The sequence below is a fragment of the Shewanella sp. SACH genome (genome assembly GCF_001887095.2).
GTDB classification, from domain to species: Bacteria; Pseudomonadota; Gammaproteobacteria; order Enterobacterales; family Shewanellaceae; genus Shewanella; species Shewanella baltica.
Genome location: NZ_MPDG02000001.1, coordinates 842,778 through 860,899, shown reverse-complemented (window position 1 = coordinate 860,899; position 18,122 = coordinate 842,778). Strand labels below are relative to the sequence as shown.

The 18,122-nt window shown below is 45.6% G+C and carries 17 protein-coding genes; 7 read left to right on the top strand and 10 right to left on the bottom strand.

All coding sequences use genetic code 11. The features are described from left to right. Positions 1–37 precede the first annotated feature (37 nt). Together BM607_RS03770 and BM607_RS03765 are read left to right on the top strand one after the other, a co-directional pair. Positions 38–1,266 (top strand): IS3-like element ISSba4 family transposase gene (locus BM607_RS03770; protein WP_087486471.1). Its coding sequence is split into 2 segments (ribosomal slippage): positions 38–389 and positions 389–1,266, totalling 1,230 coding nucleotides; the frame shifts between segments, so codons are not numbered across the junction. Between the two features lie 166 nt (positions 1,267–1,432). Further along, positions 1,433–4,063 carry a PAS domain-containing protein gene (locus tag BM607_RS03765; protein WP_071939278.1) on the top strand — a complete coding sequence of 877 codons (2,631 nt, stop codon included), beginning with the start codon at positions 1,433–1,435 and terminating at the stop codon, positions 4,061–4,063. Positions 4,064–4,073: 10 nt separating this feature from the next. Here BM607_RS03765 and BM607_RS03760 read toward each other — a convergent pair whose 3' ends face one another. The 8 genes from BM607_RS03760 to BM607_RS03725 all read right to left on the bottom strand — a co-directional run bounded on the left by BM607_RS03760 (position 4,074) and on the right by BM607_RS03725 (position 11,038). Further along, complete coding sequence (locus tag BM607_RS03760) at positions 4,074–4,436, bottom strand: STAS/SEC14 domain-containing protein (RefSeq protein WP_071938852.1); 363 nt, start codon at positions 4,434–4,436, stop codon at positions 4,074–4,076. Between the two features lie 485 nt (positions 4,437–4,921). Continuing rightward, positions 4,922–5,278, bottom strand: coding sequence for a DUF3802 family protein (locus BM607_RS03755; RefSeq protein WP_006081279.1), 357 nt, complete (start codon positions 5,276–5,278; stop codon positions 4,922–4,924). 176 nt (positions 5,279–5,454) lie between these two features. Continuing rightward, positions 5,455–6,030 carry a YceI family protein gene (locus BM607_RS03750; RefSeq protein WP_071938853.1) on the bottom strand — a complete coding sequence of 192 codons (576 nt, stop codon included), beginning with the start codon at positions 6,028–6,030 and terminating at the stop codon, positions 5,455–5,457. 155 nt (positions 6,031–6,185) lie between these two features. Continuing rightward, positions 6,186–6,638, bottom strand: coding sequence for a YaiI/YqxD family protein (locus BM607_RS03745; protein WP_012587870.1), 453 nt, complete (start codon positions 6,636–6,638; stop codon positions 6,186–6,188). A 73-nt stretch (positions 6,639–6,711) separates the two neighbouring features. Then, positions 6,712–7,350, bottom strand: coding sequence for a pyridoxamine 5'-phosphate oxidase (gene pdxH / locus BM607_RS03740; RefSeq protein ID WP_006081276.1), 639 nt, complete (start codon positions 7,348–7,350; stop codon positions 6,712–6,714). Between the two features lie 28 nt (positions 7,351–7,378). After that, complete coding sequence (locus BM607_RS03735) at positions 7,379–8,320, bottom strand: adenosylmethionine decarboxylase (protein WP_071938854.1); 942 nt, start codon at positions 8,318–8,320, stop codon at positions 7,379–7,381. Positions 8,321–8,483: 163 nt separating this feature from the next. Next, on the bottom strand, positions 8,484–10,397 hold the full coding sequence (speA, locus tag BM607_RS03730) for a biosynthetic arginine decarboxylase (protein WP_006081274.1): 1,914 nt from the start codon (positions 10,395–10,397) through the stop codon (positions 8,484–8,486). A gap of 488 nt (positions 10,398–10,885) precedes the next feature. Next, positions 10,886–11,038, bottom strand: coding sequence for a hypothetical protein (locus BM607_RS03725; protein ID WP_011846564.1), 153 nt, complete (start codon positions 11,036–11,038; stop codon positions 10,886–10,888). A 701-nt stretch (positions 11,039–11,739) separates the two neighbouring features. Here BM607_RS03725 and BM607_RS03720 point away from each other — a divergent pair. The 5 genes from BM607_RS03720 to BM607_RS03700 all read left to right on the top strand — a co-directional run bounded on the left by BM607_RS03720 (position 11,740) and on the right by BM607_RS03700 (position 15,905). Next, complete coding sequence (locus BM607_RS03720; RefSeq protein ID WP_071938855.1) at positions 11,740–12,582, top strand: S1-like domain-containing RNA-binding protein; 843 nt, start codon at positions 11,740–11,742, stop codon at positions 12,580–12,582. 133 nt (positions 12,583–12,715) lie between these two features. Continuing rightward, the gene (locus tag BM607_RS03715) at positions 12,716–13,387 is read left to right on the top strand and encodes a DUF480 domain-containing protein (protein WP_071938856.1); all 672 of its coding nucleotides are present in this window, start codon (positions 12,716–12,718) and stop codon (positions 13,385–13,387) included. Positions 13,388–13,625: 238 nt separating this feature from the next. Then, complete coding sequence (locus tag BM607_RS03710) at positions 13,626–14,456, top strand: ABC transporter permease subunit (protein ID WP_012587874.1); 831 nt, start codon at positions 13,626–13,628, stop codon at positions 14,454–14,456. Next, on the top strand, positions 14,453–15,364 hold the full coding sequence (locus BM607_RS03705; protein ID WP_071938857.1) for an ABC transporter ATP-binding protein: 912 nt from the start codon (positions 14,453–14,455) through the stop codon (positions 15,362–15,364). The genes BM607_RS03710 and BM607_RS03705 overlap by 4 nt, the downstream gene beginning before the upstream one ends. Before the next feature lie 265 nt (positions 15,365–15,629). Continuing rightward, complete coding sequence (locus BM607_RS03700) at positions 15,630–15,905, top strand: HU family DNA-binding protein (RefSeq protein WP_071938858.1); 276 nt, start codon at positions 15,630–15,632, stop codon at positions 15,903–15,905. Positions 15,906–16,067: 162 nt separating this feature from the next. On the opposite strand, the gene bioD is transcribed toward BM607_RS03700, so the two are convergent. Continuing rightward, entirely contained in the window at positions 16,068–16,808 is a 741-nt protein-coding gene (gene bioD, locus BM607_RS03695) for a dethiobiotin synthase (RefSeq protein WP_071938859.1), read from the bottom strand. Between the two features lie 178 nt (positions 16,809–16,986). Beyond that, positions 16,987–18,078, bottom strand: coding sequence for a methyltransferase domain-containing protein (locus BM607_RS03690; RefSeq protein ID WP_071938860.1), 1,092 nt, complete (start codon positions 18,076–18,078; stop codon positions 16,987–16,989). Positions 18,079–18,122 lie beyond the last annotated feature (44 nt).

Here is an 18,122-nt window from a genome sequence, read left to right as displayed (position 1 = left end):
CCGTCCTGAAATACGTTGACATAAAGAGGACTTCTTTATGACAACATCAAGTAACTCAAGCCGTAAGCGTACTCAACGCGATTACACCTTAGCTTTTAAATTAGGCGTTGTTGAACGTGTTGAAAAAGGCGAAATGACATACAAGCAAGCGCAGACTCGTTTTGGTATTCAGGGTAAAACAACGGTACTCGTCTGGCTGAGAAAGCATGGTAAACTCGATTGGTCGAAACTCTTTCAGCATCCCCTTATGCCTCATTCAAAAGAAACCCCAGCCGAAACTATCAAGCGCCTTGAGCGTGAGTTAGCCGAAGCGAAGCTGCGTAACCAAATTCTCAATGGTATGGTCGATATCATGGACAATGAATACGGAGCCGGCCTCAGAAAAAAGTACTTATCCGGTATCTCTGGCAAGCCAAAACCCAAAGCAAAATAAACCTCGCCGTTGCGTGTCGCGCTGTCGGTATTTCACGGCAAGGTATTTATCAGGCTGTCGCCCGAATGGCGAGCCGAAGCGCTGAGCTATCGGTCATCAAAGACTGGGTCCAATATTGGCGTAACTATATGCCACGATTGGGGACGCGTAAGCTCTATACTTTGATACAGCCTAAGCTGGTTGAACATGATATCAAACTCGGGCGAGACGGGTTCTTTACCTACTTGAGAAGTGAAGGCTTGCTAGTTAAGCCCAAGAGAAGCTTCACAAAAACGACATTCAGCAAGCATTGGATGAAGAAGCATCCCAACCTGCTGAAGGAAGAGGGACTACACGATGTCGAGCATGTACTGGTCAGCGATATTACCTATCTCGAATCAGACCAAGGCGTGCACTATTTGTCACTGGTGACCGATGCCGCGTCACGTAAGATAGTCGGTCATCACTTGAGTTCGGACATGAAAGCAGAAAGCGTAGTGAAAGCACTGAAAATGGCGGTCAAAGATAAGCGCTATAGCGCTAATGCGGTCTATCACTCAGACCGAGGTTCGCAATACTGCTCAGCTGTTTATCAAGATGAACTGCAGGCCAACCATATTCAGCCGTCGATGACAGACGGTTATGATTGCTATCAAAATGCGTTAGCAGAACGAGTAAACGGGATACTGAAGCAGGAGTTTTTACTCTACCGATGTAAAACGCTGGAAGAGCTGAAGAGACTTGTTAGAGAATCGATAGCGATATACAACGAAATGAGACCGCACCTGAGTTTGGATATGGAAACACCCAATCAGGTGCATAATAGAAAAGGCCAGCTACTGGAGCTGGCCTAGAAACTGTCAACCTATCTTAGGACGGGACAATTTTATTCACAGTTTACGACTGATTCCCGCTGCTTATCCCATTCAATCCCCGCAACTTAGACATATGCCAATAGCAAAACAGCGAGAACGCGCTACACTGGCTCAATGAAAAGTGGTGATTTGGAAACTGGTGATTATGGGAAAAAGTTCGACATCTGAGCCACACACTGCCTTAACCCAATGGCAAAACAGTTTGCCGTTCAAATTTAGCCTTATCCAACTCGTCATTGCCGCTATTTTGATTTGCAGTACAGCTTGGGTCATTCTGAGCATTCAGCGTCAACAAGTGCTTGATCAACAAGCCGTATTAAACCAAAACTATGGCCAGTTAATCATAGCCAAACTGCAGGAAATGACTTCACAGGTCGAAACCGTTGTCGGCTCCATTTCCAGTATTGCAAAACTTTATCGCTATGATCATGAGCAACTGGTGAAAACCATCCCCAGCTTGCTGACGCTCGATAACCAGCAACGCATCATCTCTGGCGGTGGCGTCTGGCCGGAACCCGGCGCGTTTAATCAGCAAAAATTCCGGGATAGCCTATTCTGGGGCCACAATGTAAACGACGAGTTAGTCGCGATTGATAGCTATAACAAGGATACGTTTCCTAGCTATCACACCGAAGAATGGTATCGTCCGACGCGCTATTTCCCTGCGGGCAAAATTTTCTGGTCAAAATCTTATTTCGATCCCACCACCCATGAGTCCATGATCACGGCCTCAGGTGCTATGTGGATGGACCATCAGTTTATTGGTGCCGCTACTGTGGATATCAGCTTAGAAAAGCTCAATGCCCTATTACGCAATGCTATGGTCGATGTCAGGGGTTATGTCATTGCCTTAGATCGTCAAAATCAAGTACTCGCCTATCCCCATGGCAATAATAATCTTCAGCATCAAGCCAATACCAGCCACACCTTTGTCACTTTTAATCATCTCGTTGACCAGCAGCCAGACTTCAGCCCCATCGAAGCGGCATTACACAATGCGGATAAAGCCTTTATCGAAGAAGCCGTGGCCGAGCGCGTCTTTACCCAAGAACAGATGCAACATTTGACCCGGCTAAGTCATCAAGATGAGCGCGACATGTTAGCCGCCATAGTCAATAACAATGCCTTAAACCATTTCACCACCCCAAAACTACTGACCTCAGTGACCTTAGCCCATGATCCCATTTTGAAAACGGCGTCCCTGGTTTCGGTATTTTTGATGCCCAATACCTATTGGAAAGTGTTAGTTGTCACCCCGATTTCGCCACTGCAAGATACCGCCAAACACTTAGTTGAAAAGGTTGGTATTTATTTAGTGTGCATCCAACTTTTAGGCTTGATCCTGCTATTCTTGCTCCAACATCGGCTGTTTATTACCCCGATTATTGAAATCGTCCAAGCCCTAAAGCGTAATGATTCCGCATCAATTGAACTTAAAGCCAAAGACAGTCACGACGAAATTGGCTTATTAGCCAAGACATTCCTGTCGCGCACTCAGCAACTTGAAGTGGCGATGGCGAGTTTAGATGCCAGTAATCTTGCCCTAGAGCAACAATTGCAGAGTCAGAACCTATTCCAACTTGAATTAAAGCGCCATAAGGAACAACTAAGGGCTTTGCTGAAATTTTCCCAAAATCTTATTTATGTCAAAGATCTGCACGGCAAATATATTCTGGTGAATGACAAGTATTGTGAAATTTTAGGTATAGAACGCAGACGCATTATTGGCGCCTCGGATTTTGAGGTATTCCCCAGCCAATTTGCCCATGAGTATCAACAAAATGATCGGCGCGTACTGCACAATAACGAAGCCATTAATTTTGAAGAGGCCATCCCCTCGCCACTGGGGAATCTTATTTATATAGTGACCAAATTTAAGATAAAAGATGATGACGATACTGTGATTGCGGTCGGCGCTATCGCCTTTGATATCACGTTGAAAAAGATTAAAGAGCAAGAACAGGATAAATTACTCTTAGGGCAAGTCGAGACGCTCAATCATCTACAAGAGCAAGTTCGCCTTATCAATCAACATAATAATGAGCTTTACCAAGAGCAAGAAGCATTAACTAAAATGCTTGAGAAGCATCATCAACTCAATCTCAGCCGTGAACAAAGCCAACAGCTAATGCAAAACTTCTTAGCTGAAATGATGACGCAGATCATGCATGAGCAAGATCAGCTACTCGCCAAAGTTTGCCAACTGCAGCAAACGGACGAGGCAAATTACAGAACTCAGATCACCGAAATCATGGTAACTCAGGCAGAGAAATTGCGGCATATTGCCCAGCTGCTAACCAATCATCAAAACGATATTCGCCCATTACATCTGGCGCAATTTATGCGCCATCTCTTAGGTTTGCTAAAAGTGCAATTAGCGAAAGCAAACGTAGAAATAGTGCTCAATTGCGAGGAAAACATCATCATCGATGGCCCTGCTTGGCAATATCTGCAACTCTTCTATCGCTTAATTACTAACACTTTGAATCATGCTTTTAAGACTCACAACGAACAGCGTGAAATCACCATCGCCATCGACAAATCGAACGACGTGCTGCAGATCAGTATTATCGATAATGGAATTGGTATGACGGAGGCGCAGCTCACGCAATTGCGACAGGAACTGGAGCAAGAACTCTGCCTCGGAACCTTAACCTGCATCAATCTGTGGCTCAAAAACGATCTTAATGGCAGCCTGACCATAAGCAGCCTGTTAAACCAAGGCACACACATACAATGTCATTGGCCGCTTAGTACAAGCTTAGCGTCGCAATAAAGAAGTCGGCTTACTGATCAAGCCATGCTTTTGCTTGGGTTTGCTCATCGGCAGCAAATACCTTTACAGGGCACGGCAGCATGCAGGCAAGCGCATTGACCATAGCGCTTGTTTGAGCTTGGTTAGCAATCATCACCACTCTTGAGAAATCACTTAAGTGAAATAAACCAAGTACTGCATCATCCCACAGAGCAGCGACAGATATGCCTTCAAATTCAGAGGAAAACTCGTACCAGAGGCGAATACTGGCGTGATCTTGCAGCTTAGCTTCAATGGCGGGAACCAGATAGCCTTCAACATCCTCATGGTTAACACGACCAGATGCGACGACTGCCAATATGTCATCGGCATGGCCCGAAGAGATCGTTAGCATTGAACACTCCTTATCAATACACGAAGGGGAAAATAGTTAAAGCTCACACACTAAAGATACACAGACAATGGCATAAATGCTGGAAAAGAGAGTGGTTTATTTTACGCTAAGCCGATTTAGTCCTCACCACTCAAGTTTTAAAATCACTCGAGCTAAGTGTCAGCCAGCAGAAAAAGTCACAAAGCGAAGTGGCAATACAAGACTGAAAAGAGATGAAAAGTAGAATAACTCGAAGGGTAACGAATAGCAGATATAGCCTCACACCAAATGCTTTAAGCTTAACGCTAACTCGCGCAGCGACTTAAGACTAGATTCAAGGTGAGGAAACACATGGCACTCAAGCGTGGCAATCAAGCGTGGCAATCAAGCGGCAAAAACATCACGGTTAAAATAGGCCGTTAACACTAACTATTACAACGAGCTGAAATTACGCCCTAATTTTAATGCCTGCACGCTTGCCACTCAAGATTAGAGCGCCCTTCAGACTAGGCGCTGACTTGCTGTTTAGCGATTTCTTGATCAAACAAATTCTTAATTAAACCGGAAAATTCGGTAATAAATAACGTCTGCGCGGGCGTGGCTTTATGATTGGCAACCGAAGCTAAAATCTCTTCTAAATCATATACTATCGCATCCACTTCGCGGATAATCATGTTGCGCTGCGTGAAAGACAATGACGGATTTTGACCACACACCATAATGATCTGCGCCGACAATTGCTCTTCAAATAATTCCATCACAGTATCGTCTGAAATCACCTCAGAATTTGGTGTTTCAAATAAGCCAAGATGTTCAGTTAAATACTGGACCAAATGCATGTAACCATCTTTATCTGTGACCATTTTTTACCCTTTAAACTCATTAACTTAATATCTACTGTGGTGCTATTAATACCACAATCGGAAATATCAAAGAAGCCGAAAGTTCGGCTTCTCATCGAGATCCAGCATACGCCACTTATTCAACTCTAGCCTATCTTCGATAACCGACGTATTGATCTACACCAATCTTATTGAAGTTACTGAGTTAAGGTTAGTACAAATGACACAGGAACAGCTTGGCTAATACTCGATAAACCCGCAATTTCACGTAATTTATCAATCCCAGCGACAAGATCAAACTCATTAGCATTCACAATTATCGGCTGAAAACTGTTCACTAACAGCTTGTTATCAGAAACTTTAGTGATAATAACCGAAAAAGTCTTAGTTTGCGATTTACCATGCAATGCAATTTTACCATCGATATCAACAACTTTAGTCTCGCCAACGCCAAGATCTTTTAGCATCTTAGTGTCAACTTGTGACGACAGTTTGAGCTCAGGATATAAAGACACTTCGAACAATAAATTCTGCATCCGCTCATCACGAACATCAATACCTGTAGCCACGCCAATTAACGGAATGGTTAATTCGAATTGACCATCCTCTTTTAGCGTACCTTTGAGTTGTTTAAAGTGATGGACTTCACCAATGTCACCTTTCTTTACCGAAATAAAACTGACTCGCGAATCTTGATCCATCACTTGCCATTGCGCGGCGCAGCTAAAACTGGCCATAGCCGATAAGGCGACAATTCCCATCCATTTTTTCATCGTATCAGTCCTCAAAAAGTGAGTTTAAAAGCCATGCAGTAAAGCAAATCAACATCTGCAACAGGCGAAAATCCTGTCCAGTTAAACGTGACCCACATCACCTAACTTAAGCTAAAGATACTCTTTTTATCCATTAGCGACCAGTAAACTATGCTTCATACTCTAACGAGCCATTTATCTAAGCTATTGGCAAAAGCCTGTTTATCCGCTTGGGAAAACGAATCCGGCCCGCCGGTATGCACGCCAGAACCCCGTAAATCTTCCATAAAATCGCGCATCGTCAGCTTTTGTTTTATGTTATCGACGGTATAAAGCTCGCCGCGGGGATTGAGTGCCAAGGCGCCCTTTTCGATGATTAAAGCCGCTAAGGGAATGTCCGCGGTGATCACTAAATGCGTCGGCTCGACATGGTCGACAATGTATTGATCCGCCACATCAAATCCCGCACCGACGCGAATTTGACTGATATAGGGCGATGGCGGTATACGGATCATTTGATTGGCCACCAGCACCAGCGGCAAAGCTTTACGCTCCGCCGCGCGGAACAGGATTTCTTTAATGGGATTGGGGCATGCGTCCGCGTCAACCCAAATTTTATAATCACTCAATGTCTTTTAACTCTGTTGGTGTTAGGTTCACTGGCTCAATTATACACAGTGCTATGCCGTACTATTCGCCCTACTATGGCGCTAAACGATCGATTTCCCACTCAGCATCATGGCGAGTATAAATAAAGCGATCATGCAGCCTGTGTTCTCCACCCTGCCAAAATTCGATACTCGAAGGTCTGACTAAGTAACCACCCCAAAAACTGGGCAAAGGCACATCGCCCTTGGCGAACTTAGCCTTCATTTCGAAGAATTTACCTTCAAGTACTTGTCTCGCGCTGAGTTTACTCGACTGCTGCGACACCCAAGCGGCAATTTGACTGTCCTTAGGACGGGTCATAAAGTACTTAAGCACTTCGGCGGTAGACAGCGCCTGCGCTTCTCCGAGAACCGAGACTTGGCGCTCTAAAGGATGCCAAGGGAAATGCAAACTGACTTTATTATTGGCGGCTATCTGCTGGGCTTTGCGGCTGCCTAAGTTGGTAAAAAACACGAAGCCAGTGTCATCAAAACGCTTAAGTAACACTATCCGTTGAAAAGGTTGGCCGTGTTCGTCCACAGTCGCCACACACATGGCGGTTGGATCGCTAAGCTCAGCATCCCTCGCCTGCGTCATCCACAATTCAAACAAGTCCATCGGGTTTTGCGGTAAGTCGGCACGTCTTAAGCCGCCTTTAGCATACTCGCGGCGGATATCACTCAGATCTGTCATGGGTTTTCCTTAAGCAAATGCCAAAAATTTACATGAATTCATGGATCAGCACTTCAGCCTCAAGCTGCTGATAGTGACTAAAACTAATGTCATAACCTTGCTCGGTCGTTAATGAGCCACGCCCTAAGCATAAATGGGCAGGAAATCCCTGCGTTAAGTCGTCGGTATTAAAGCGGATGGTGTCCCAGCTGACGGGAGAAAACAGCGCTAATAGCCGTCCCAAGAGATCTTGCGGATACTGGGCTAAATCAAGATTCGTTTCAAAGCTCACATAGGAACTGGCGCAGGCATTCTCGCTTTGAGGCGTGATATGCAAGGTGACATAATATTTGCCCCAGAGGCCATTCATCGAAAAACCTGAGGGGTCAAATAAATGGGCGTCAATCTCAAATTCGGGGAGTAAATCGTTAAGTTCGAGTGCGGCGCAAATTTCATCTTTGCGTTGCGAGCCACCATTTAGATAATCGGCTAACTTGCCACGAATGTGGTACATCAACAGCTCACTGGTTTGATCATCCTTTGGTACTCGATAATCACTGTCAGAGCAGAAAAAATAATGATGGTGACTGTCTAAATGCCCCACTCTCATTGCCTTACCCGCGATACGCTGACGCAACTTGCCAACATCATCGGCAAAACTGCTGGCTTGTAGGTGGGCTTGGTATTCGTTTTTACGCTGATAACTCACCAGCGCCATCGCAGAGACGCCAAGCGCATCGATAAAATAGCAAGCGGCATCCACTAAAGTGCTATTGCCGCAGGTGAGCATGACAAATCTGTCGTGCCACACGAATAAGCTGGATTCGCTCAACAGGTAAGCATCGCAATCAGCATTACTAATTTGCGACAAAATCTCGGCATGGGCACAATTGACTAAGGCTGACCAAAAGATCACATCGAGTTCGCGTAAATTCAGCGCAGACGCCGCCACGATGATCTCAAGTTTCTTTTCTGAGCCTTCAAAAAACATCAAATCCTTAACCCCATTAAACGCTATGCGCCCTTGCTGTTGACATCCTTTATACCAATTTGGCTCCCACGGACGATAAATAAATATCGTCCAGAAAGCAAAAATCAGCCTAAGTGACCTTAGGCTGATTTATTTTAACACACTAGATCTTAAGAAAAATATCTTAAGAAAAATCTTCCAAGTAAGTGTAGCCTTTCAGGCCAACTTGCAGTTCTTCTAAAATTTGTGCGCGTTCATCTTCGGCAATATGCAAATTCACTAACTCTTCGTAAGTGCGCATAAAGGCCACTGCATCTAAGTTAACGTAACGCAATACGTCAGCGACTGTATCACCCGCCAATACCGATTCAATGTTAGTCACACCGTTATCTTCGATGCGAACAACCGCAGAGTTAGTATCACCAAACAGGTTATGCATATCACCCAAGATTTCTTGGTATGCGCCCACAAGGAAGAAACCAATCAGGTACGGGCTATCCGCACTCCAGGCTGGTACTGGCAATGTGGTTTCAATCCCTTGCCCATCAACGTATTGATCGACAATACCGTCAGAGTCACAGGTAATATCGAGCATGACAGCACGGCGCTCAGGGGCTTTATCTAAACCCGATAACGGCAATACTGGGAACACTTGGTCAATACCCCAAGCATCCGGTAATGACTGGAATAATGAGAAGTTAACAAAGAACTTATCAGCTAACTTTTCATTGAGTTCATCAATGATCGGTCTGTGATAACGGTTCTTCGCACTCAATAGTCCTTGCACTTCATGGCAAACACGCAGGTTAGCTTGTTCAGCCCACGCACGTTCTGCCAAGCTCAATTGACCAAGAGCAAATAGCGAATGCGCTTCTTGTAAGTCACTTTGGCTATCGTGATAAATCTCAATCAAAGCACGTTGATCGGCGCGACCGCTTAGCTCAGACCATGAATGCCACATGTTATGCAATAACTGTGGTGACTCTTCCGCAGGCGGTTGAATATCTTCAGGCTGATAAGCTTCAGTACCGATAACATCGGTAATCAGCACAGCATGGTGCGCGGTTAAGTAACGGCCAGACTCTGAAATAATACGTGGCATAGGCTGCTCGTATTCATTACAGATGTCGGTCAATACATTAACGATATTGTTGGCGTATTCGGTCAGGCCGTAGTTCATCGAGTTATTACTTTGGCTACGTGTGCCATCGTAATCCACCGCTAAACCACCACCGACGTCGAAGCAGTTAACGCTTGCGCCTAATGCACGTAATTCACAATAGAAACGACCCGCTTCACTCACACCTTGGCGAATATCACGAATGTTAGCGATTTGCGAACCTAAGTGGAAATGCAGCAATTGCAGCGAATCCAGCATATCGTTTTGCTTAAGTTGTTCAACAACCAGCAAAATTTGCGCAGCAGATAGACCGAACTTAGACTTCTCGCCGCCGCTCGCCTGCCATTTGCCTTTGCCTTGGAACGCTAAACGCGCACGCAGACCTAAACGCGGTGTCACACCAAGACGCTTAGATTCAGCTAACACCATTTTCAGTTCAGACAGTTTTTCTAAAACAATGTAAACCTTGTGGCCTAACTTTTCACCAATCAATGCTAAACGGATATATTCATTATCTTTATAACCATTACACACAATGACTGAACTGGCTTTTTGCGCCATGGCTAACACAGCCATCAGCTCAGGCTTACTGCCTGCTTCTAAACCCAGTTGTGGTACTTCTTTTGATGCCTGACTCGCCAGGATCTCTTCCACCACAGTTTGCTGTTGGTTTACTTTAATGGGGTAAACCAGCAAATAGTCCGCCTGATACTCATACTTCTGTATCGCTTGGTCGAATGCTTGGCACAAACTGTTCACTCTGTGGTGCAGGATCTGCGGAAAACGAACTAGTACAGGTAAAGCGACGCCCGCTTTAACCATGTCTTTGGCTAGCTCATTTAAGCCAATCTTGTAATCAGGATTTTTTGGATCCGGTGACACTGTCACCTCACCGTGATCGCTGATCCCATAAAAACCTTGGCTCCAGTGAGTAACATTGTACCCAGCACGAGCATCATCAATAGACCAATCATTCATTATTATTTAGCCCGTCTATTAAAAAATGGGTTAAACGGTTATGGCTTAATAGCACAACCGCCCGTTCGACAAACCCAGGCAAAGGGACACCTTACCTGACATACACGAAGGTGGATTTCACCTTCTACTTAATGCTGCAACGTCACGCTAGTGTAAGTGACATTGCCGCGATTTTCATTAATAGCGCAAGAGGCAACTCATCTTAGCGCACTACATCCTATCATATTGACGGGAAAGCTGATTCCCTAACCCCAGTAAAGCTATCTTTACTTGCCCAACTTGTATCTATCTTGAGGCTAAAAGGGCGTTAATACCGCCAAAAAGCCGAATGAAGTCCTGAGTCGCATCCTTAAAACATCAAGCTAATAAGCAGCTTAAAGACGTTCGAAAGAAGTTAAGACCTTCAGAAACCGATAACACAAGTAGAAAACGAAAACCGATAACACCGAACTAGCGAAAACGCCAAACCAGCTTATCTCTAGGCAAGATTATTTTAACAGGGGACTATTGGCTTCTTCGCGGCCAGAATTGATGCGGATCAACGTGAGATGCTTAAGGCCAGTATCATCGTATGGCACGACAATCGAGCGTTGGCATTGTGACACTTTTAGGCAAAGTGCAAAAAATGGATGCTTGTGCATTAGCTAATAAAAACCCTCTTAACCCCATGTAATTCGATATGTTGTCAATCACACGGTTAATGACTGCTGAACCATAAAACCTTTACTACTCACGTAATATTTGTAATGTCTCTAACGAGCGAAGTCGTTGAACGGCGCAATTAAACCGCGCAATGTCACAGAATGCAAGCAAGAATCTCATTTAATATTTTGCATTAAAATATAATAAACACTCGCTTAACAATCACTCACCTTGCATTAGGGTTAAGCTGAATAATATTAGCCAGTTAGCGCATGAACGCCGCACTCGTCTGTTCAATATTTTTTAATAGCCTTTGTAACTTTTTTGACATTTATCCCCGCAAATAACCCTTCATTTTGTGTGTAACTTTAGCCCCATTCATATGTCGCGATTAAGTAAAGCAGGACTTGCAGTATCACAGCATAAAACTATGCATCAATAAGCCATAAACCGAGGCGTAATTCCACCTTAAAACTTAAGACAATCCTAGATACCAATATGGGGTCAGTCTTGGTAACAATCCTCATCACTTTTCCAACCACATTTCTTGTCATAGCCCTTACCAACATCCGACGAAACAGCGGTGAAGATTAACGGCTGAGTCGCCCTAAGATAAAACCCAAAGACAATAATGCTGCAGTTTCAGCACCGAAGTGTATAATCGCAGCCGAATCACATTCCATTATGCACAGAGAGATCCATGGTACAGATAGGTAAAACCTGCAAACTTGAGGTTGTAAAACAAGTCAGCTTTGGCGTGTATTTAAACGCCCACGAATTAGGGCAAGTACTGCTGCCAAACAAAGTCACCCCAAAAGACTGCCAAGTCGGTGATCTGCTTGACGTGTTTCTGTATCTAGATTCTGAAGATATCGTGATTGCCACCACGCGCCGTCCATTGGCACAAGTAGGCGAATTTGCCTATTTAAAAGCCGTTGCAACCGGTCCTTACGGCGCCTTTTTAGACTGGGGCTTAGATAAAGACTTATTACTGCCCTTTGGTGAGCAACACAAGCCTATCGAAGAAGGTCGCTCTTATCTGGTTTATGTGCACGCTAATCGCGCCGATGAACGCATCATGGCCTCTTCAAAAATCGATAAATTCCTCGATACGACAGAGCCAGAGTACACAGTGGGTGAGCAGGTCGATTTATATATCGGCGGCACCACAGATTTAGGCTACAAAGCCATTATTAATCATGCCCATTGGGGCGTGATTTACGAAAACGAAGTGTTCCAAAAACTGCGTTTCGGCCAACGACTCAAAGGTTTTATCAAACAAGTGCGCAGCGATGGCAAAATCGATCTTGTGCTGCAACAAGGCAGCAAACAAGAGTTAGATAAGCACGCCCACATTATCCTGATCAAACTTAAACAGGCTGGCGGCTTCTTAGCCCTGACCGATAAAACCGATGCTGAAATCATTTACGATCAGCTTGGTATGAGCAAAAAGGCCTTCAAAAAAGCCATAGGTGGCTTATTTAAGAATGGTCAACTGAGCATAGATAATGATGGTCTGCGTTTAACTGAAACTGCAGAATAATCAACTCTATTCAGGACTTAGCGTTAAAGTTGTACAGTTTACCGCCACTAAGGCAGAGTTTGACTGACAACTCCTAGGATATTAAGCATGGCTCTGTTATAAACAAAGCCATGCTTTTTTCTTTGGAGCTTATATGGAACTCACGTTACACGAAGCCAGAGTCATCGGATGCCTGCTTGAGAAAGAAATCACTACCCCTGAGCAATATCCACTCTCGCTAAACTCTTTGACCTTAGCCTGCAATCAAAAAACCAGCCGCGAGCCGGTACTCGAACTTAGCGAAACCCAAGTGCAAATCGCCGTCGATTCCCTTAATCGAAAACGTTTGATCAGCGAACAGTCGGGATTTGGCAGCCGCGTCGTTAAATACAAGCACAGATTCTGCAATACCGAATTCAGCGAACTTCAACTGTCCCCCGCCGCACTCGCCATCGTCTGTTTGTTGCTATTACGTGGCCCACAAACGCCGGGAGAATTGCGCACCCGCAGCAATCGCCTACACGAGTTTAAAGACGTGATCGAAGTGGAAGATTGTATCCGCCAATTGATGAACCGCGAAAAGCCTTTCTTAAAACAATTGCCCAGAGAAGCCGGCCGCCGCGAATCTCGTTATGTGGAATTATTCTCTGCCGCCTCATCGCAACTCGAAACTGCGCAGCCCGAAAGTACGAGCCATACCGTCGCCCATGTCGCTGTGTCTTTGGATGCTGAGCCGCTTGAATTGACCAAAAGAGTGACCGAGCTTGAGCGACAAGTGGCTGAACTGACGCAAAAACTTGATGAGTTAATGGCCTCGTTGAGCTAATCGCCTTTTTAAGCTAATCAAAGCGTCGTTTAACTCGCTTTTAATGCTGCCATCTAGTCTGTATGTTGTAGCAGGATGCTTTGAGCATATGTTTGAGAGCATCAATAGGAAGTCGAAAACCGATTGAATACAGTGCCATTTGGGCAAAATGGCACTTATGGACTAATTCACTGTCTACCCAAGGGTAAGAAACTTAACTGCCCCAGAATCATAGCGCCAAGAATAATAGAGACAGCACATGACCAATAATCCACCCAGCAGTTTCAACAACATGCTTATCATCGCCATGTTTGAACTGCGCAAATTTTTATTTAATACCCGAGGGATCATCGCCTTGGTCGCCTTTGGTTTAGTGTGGGGCGTACTCCTGCTTTATCCCATTCAAAGCGCATCGGCGATGTTATTGCAGCCGAATGTGAAAGATGTCATCGACAGCTTATTTGGGGCCAATACCCTCAATGTGCTCTTTGAGTGGCCCGTGGCAGAAATGGCGGTGTTTTGGTGCTTTGCGCTGTATTTGTTCCCAATGTTCAGTATTTTGATCGCCGCCGATCAGTTCTCCTCCGATAAAACCCGTGGCACGCTGCGTTTTTTAACCATACGCACTAGCCGTGACAGCTTATTGTTCGGGCGTTTTCTCGGCCAAATCCTGATCCAAGGCTTGCTGATCCTATTGACGATTATCGCCACTGTCGCCCTCGCGCTTAGCCGTGACAGCCAGCTCTTTTTGCCGGCGTTAACCTCTGGCGCCTTAGTTGGCCTTAACCTCATCATAGTGATCTTGCCCTATACGGCAGTGATGACCTTATTGTCCCTGTATGCGCGCACGGCACGCCAAGCTATGGTGTTTGCGACCATTTTATGGACAGTGATTTCCATCACCATCATGGTGTTAGGCAGCCAATCTAGCGTATTGGCACAGCTGCAATGGGTATTACCCGGTGCTCAGCTGTCGGACATGCTCAATACAAATGGACTCAACAGCTTAGCTTATGCCCCTATTCCACTGATCCAAACCGCTGCGGCCCTCTTGCTCGGCAGAATTTATATGCAAAGGAGCTCGCTATGAGTCTGATCCAATGCCAAGGGATGTCGCAACTTTACGGCAGCAAAAAGGCGCTGAATGATGTTAACTTCAGCCTAGAAGCAGGTGCGCCCATCGCCCTTGTCGGTCCAAATGGCGCGGGTAAAACCACGCTTTTCAGTCTGTTGTGCGGCTATTTGTCGCCAAGTGCAGGGACAATAACCCTGCTCGGTGAAGCGCCTAATAGCCCTAAACTTTTAGGCAAAATTGCCGCTTTACCTCAGGATGCGGTGCTCGATCCCAATTTGACCATTGTTAGCCAGTTAAGCTTTTTCGCGCGTCTGCAGGGCATGGGCGTAGAACAAGCCAGACAAGAGGCCATTCGCGTATTGACCTTAGTCGATTTGGCGGATGTCGCCGAGCAAAAACCACCAAGCCTCAGCCACGGTATGAGTAAACGCGTATCGATTGCACAGGCGCTGATTGGCTCGCCAGAGTTAGTGTTATTGGATGAGCCGACCGCGGGGCTCGATCCTGCCAACGCGAAAAAAGTCCGCGAACTGGTCAAAGCCTTATCGCCCACCACAACTTTTATGATCAGCTCCCATAATCTCGATGAGCTCGAAAAGCTGTGCGATCAGGTGTTGTATTTAGACAAGGGACAATTGAGCCAAGCCGTGTCTATGCATGCATCGACCGACAGTGATTACCTGACGTTAACCATGCAAAGCTGTGACAGTGATTTGCTGCAAGCGGAAGTGACGAAACTGGCGGGCGTGGTGAACGTCAGCTCAAAACAGAGCAAGGTGTTTATTATTAAGCTCGCAACGGATGAAGAAAAAGCACAGAGCAGCAATATTGAAATGCGCCTATTTACCCTGTTTAACCAACATAAGTGGCAATACAAGATGCTGCTGAAAGGCCGTACCTTGGAAGAAACGCTCTTTTCATAGGCGAGCTTTAAAAAGTTGGTATCTCATCAGCCAGCTGTTAAATAGTGTTACTCATGACTTAAGCGCAACCCAGTTGCGCTTAAGTTTTTTCACTCAAGACTGACAACGTTCCCGCTCAACTTATCAACACTCTGTGACCAAAAAAGTCACAAGCCAGTCAATAAAACACCACTCGGCCGCGCTAAGCTTGCTATGGCTTTCAATCTTAAGACGAGCTTGTTATAACACCCCTTCGATTGAACCTACGCTGACTTCAGAGGTATCCATGAACAAAGCACAACTTATCCAGCGCATTGCCGCCGAGCTCAATGCATCGAAAGCGAGCACTAAACCTGTGGTTGAGCAGATATTGCAACAGATCCACGTCGCCCTGAGCGAAGGCGAGAAAATTTTCCTGCCGCAATTTGGCACCTTTGAACTCAGATACCATGTCGCTAAAACGGGCCGTAATCCACAAACGGGCGAAGCCATAGAAATCGACGGTTACAATCAGCCCAGCTTTAAAGCCTCAACGGCATTGAAGCAACAGATCAATCGCTGATAGCACTTTCGCTTTAATTTGTAATCACTCATTTGCGAACATTAATCAGCAGCCTTGATATAAATAAGCCTCAACGCAATGTGAGGCTTATTTTTTTGTCTAAAGACATTAGCAGTACCGCTCATTAAGCCGCTCAGCGGCTAAACATTAGTTAGGCACTGCCTATGCATTAGCCTCTGCGCTTTGAAAAAGCGGCGAAGTATTAAGATAATCGGCGGCATTTTCAGCACTGGGATCATCAAGAAAAGGCACACAGCCGAGGAAAGGCGCTGACATCATCTCTTTAAGGCTCGTCAGATTCTCCGCAAACATACTCATATTCGGGTCGACACAATTGGCGACCCAACCTGCAATCTTAAGCCCATCGGCCAGTATTGCCTCTTGAGTGAGCAGTGCGTGATTTAAGCAACCGAGCTTCATGCCTACCACGAGTATCACTGGCAGTTCTAATCTCTGTACCACTTCCGATAAATATCGGCCCTCGCCTAAGGGCAAACGCCAGCCACCCGCACCCTCAATCAAACAAAAATCCGCTTGAGCAAATGCCGCTAAATCCAAACTTTCGATAATAGCCTCAGGCGCTAAACTCACGCCCACTTGGGCGGCAGCAATATGCGGCGCAATTGCAGGTTCAAAGGTAAAAGGATTAATGACAGGATAAGTAAGTTTCAGCGACGATGAAGTCATCAACTGCAACGCATCGGCATTACGTAAGCCTTCGGAGGTTTGTGCGCAGCCAGAGGCGATGGGCTTAACGCCTAAGGTCGACAGCGTATTAGACGCCAAAATACTCACAGCCGAGTCAGCACTGGCGATCGCGCCCAAACGGTTCACCGCGGTTAACAGCGCCGATGAGACTAAGGTTTTACCACTGTCGGTATCTGTACCTGTTACAAAAAACATATTAGATCCTTATCTGTCGCTATTGAGTGCACCCTTGTGAAGTGCACTCTCCATAAAGCTAAAACGCAAACCTGTAGACCTTTAAATCCACAAGTCCACAAATCAAAGTCCCTATCGTTAACCAATGCTAAACATGTGTACATCAATACTGCTGTAGCTAGAACATAAAGTGCAACAGTTACATCCTGCGCCGAGCACGTATCTGCACTATCTGGTAGGTTAACGGCAAACCTTGGGGTACACGTAAGGATTCGGCTTTGGCCTGCAATGCCTGCCAATCTTGGCGACCACGCAGCCGCGGGGCTAATTCTGCAGCGGCTATTGCGCCAGCAACCTCTCCTGCTGACTGAATCGTTGAATTATCTAAACTGATTGAATTGGCTAAACTGATTGAACTAGCTGAATGGGTTGCACTGGCCGATTGCACCGAGGCGCCCACCCCTTTGATGGAATAGAGTAATGCTTTGAGAGTATCAAAATGCACTGTCATAGGAATGAGCTGCACCTCTAAGAACTGCCATGTATCGAGTTTAAATGCAGTTTTTAGCGCCTCCAGTGTCGAAAAGTCATTCACTCTTAAGCCTAATTCGGCTAATTGATTCAAACTCCCCTGCGCCACTAAGCTCAAATGACACTCGCCATTCGGCTTGAGCACTCGCGCCATTTCAGCTACCGCGGCGGGAAAATTCGCACACCACTGCAAAGCCAGATTCGAATAAATCACATCGATGCAACCATCGACAAAGGGTAAACACTCGGCATCGGCACAAACGCCGTGATAATCGGGATAAGATTGTTTTAGCTTATGCAACATGCCAAGGGCGATATCCACAGCAAACACAGCTGTCGGTGGATTTTGTATCGAACCATGCTCAGAGTGATGCTCTGATTGACACCCTGATTGATGTGCCGATTCATGATCAGAGTGATGTTCAGATTGATGCGCACAGTGATACGCCGCAAAATCTGTCCCAGGGCCTGCGCCAATATCTAAAAGATGACCTTTGGCGGTAAACTCACTGAGTAAACTGGCGGTGCTCAGACGCTGTAACTGATTATGGTCTTGATAACTATGGGCCGCTGCAGAGAATCGTTCAGCAATCTGAGCACCGTGAACATTGGATTCTTTGTCAATTGCTCTTTTTCCGACAGCTAGTTTTTCAATCGCTTGTTTTTCAAAAATTTGCATTACAGCAGATTCGCTCACACTCGACTCGTGAGCTGTTGACTCGCAAGATTTAGGCTCGCTGGATTTAATCGGGCTTGGCATTGCAGTTAACACTCAACCATAAAAAATTAAAATTCAATAGAATA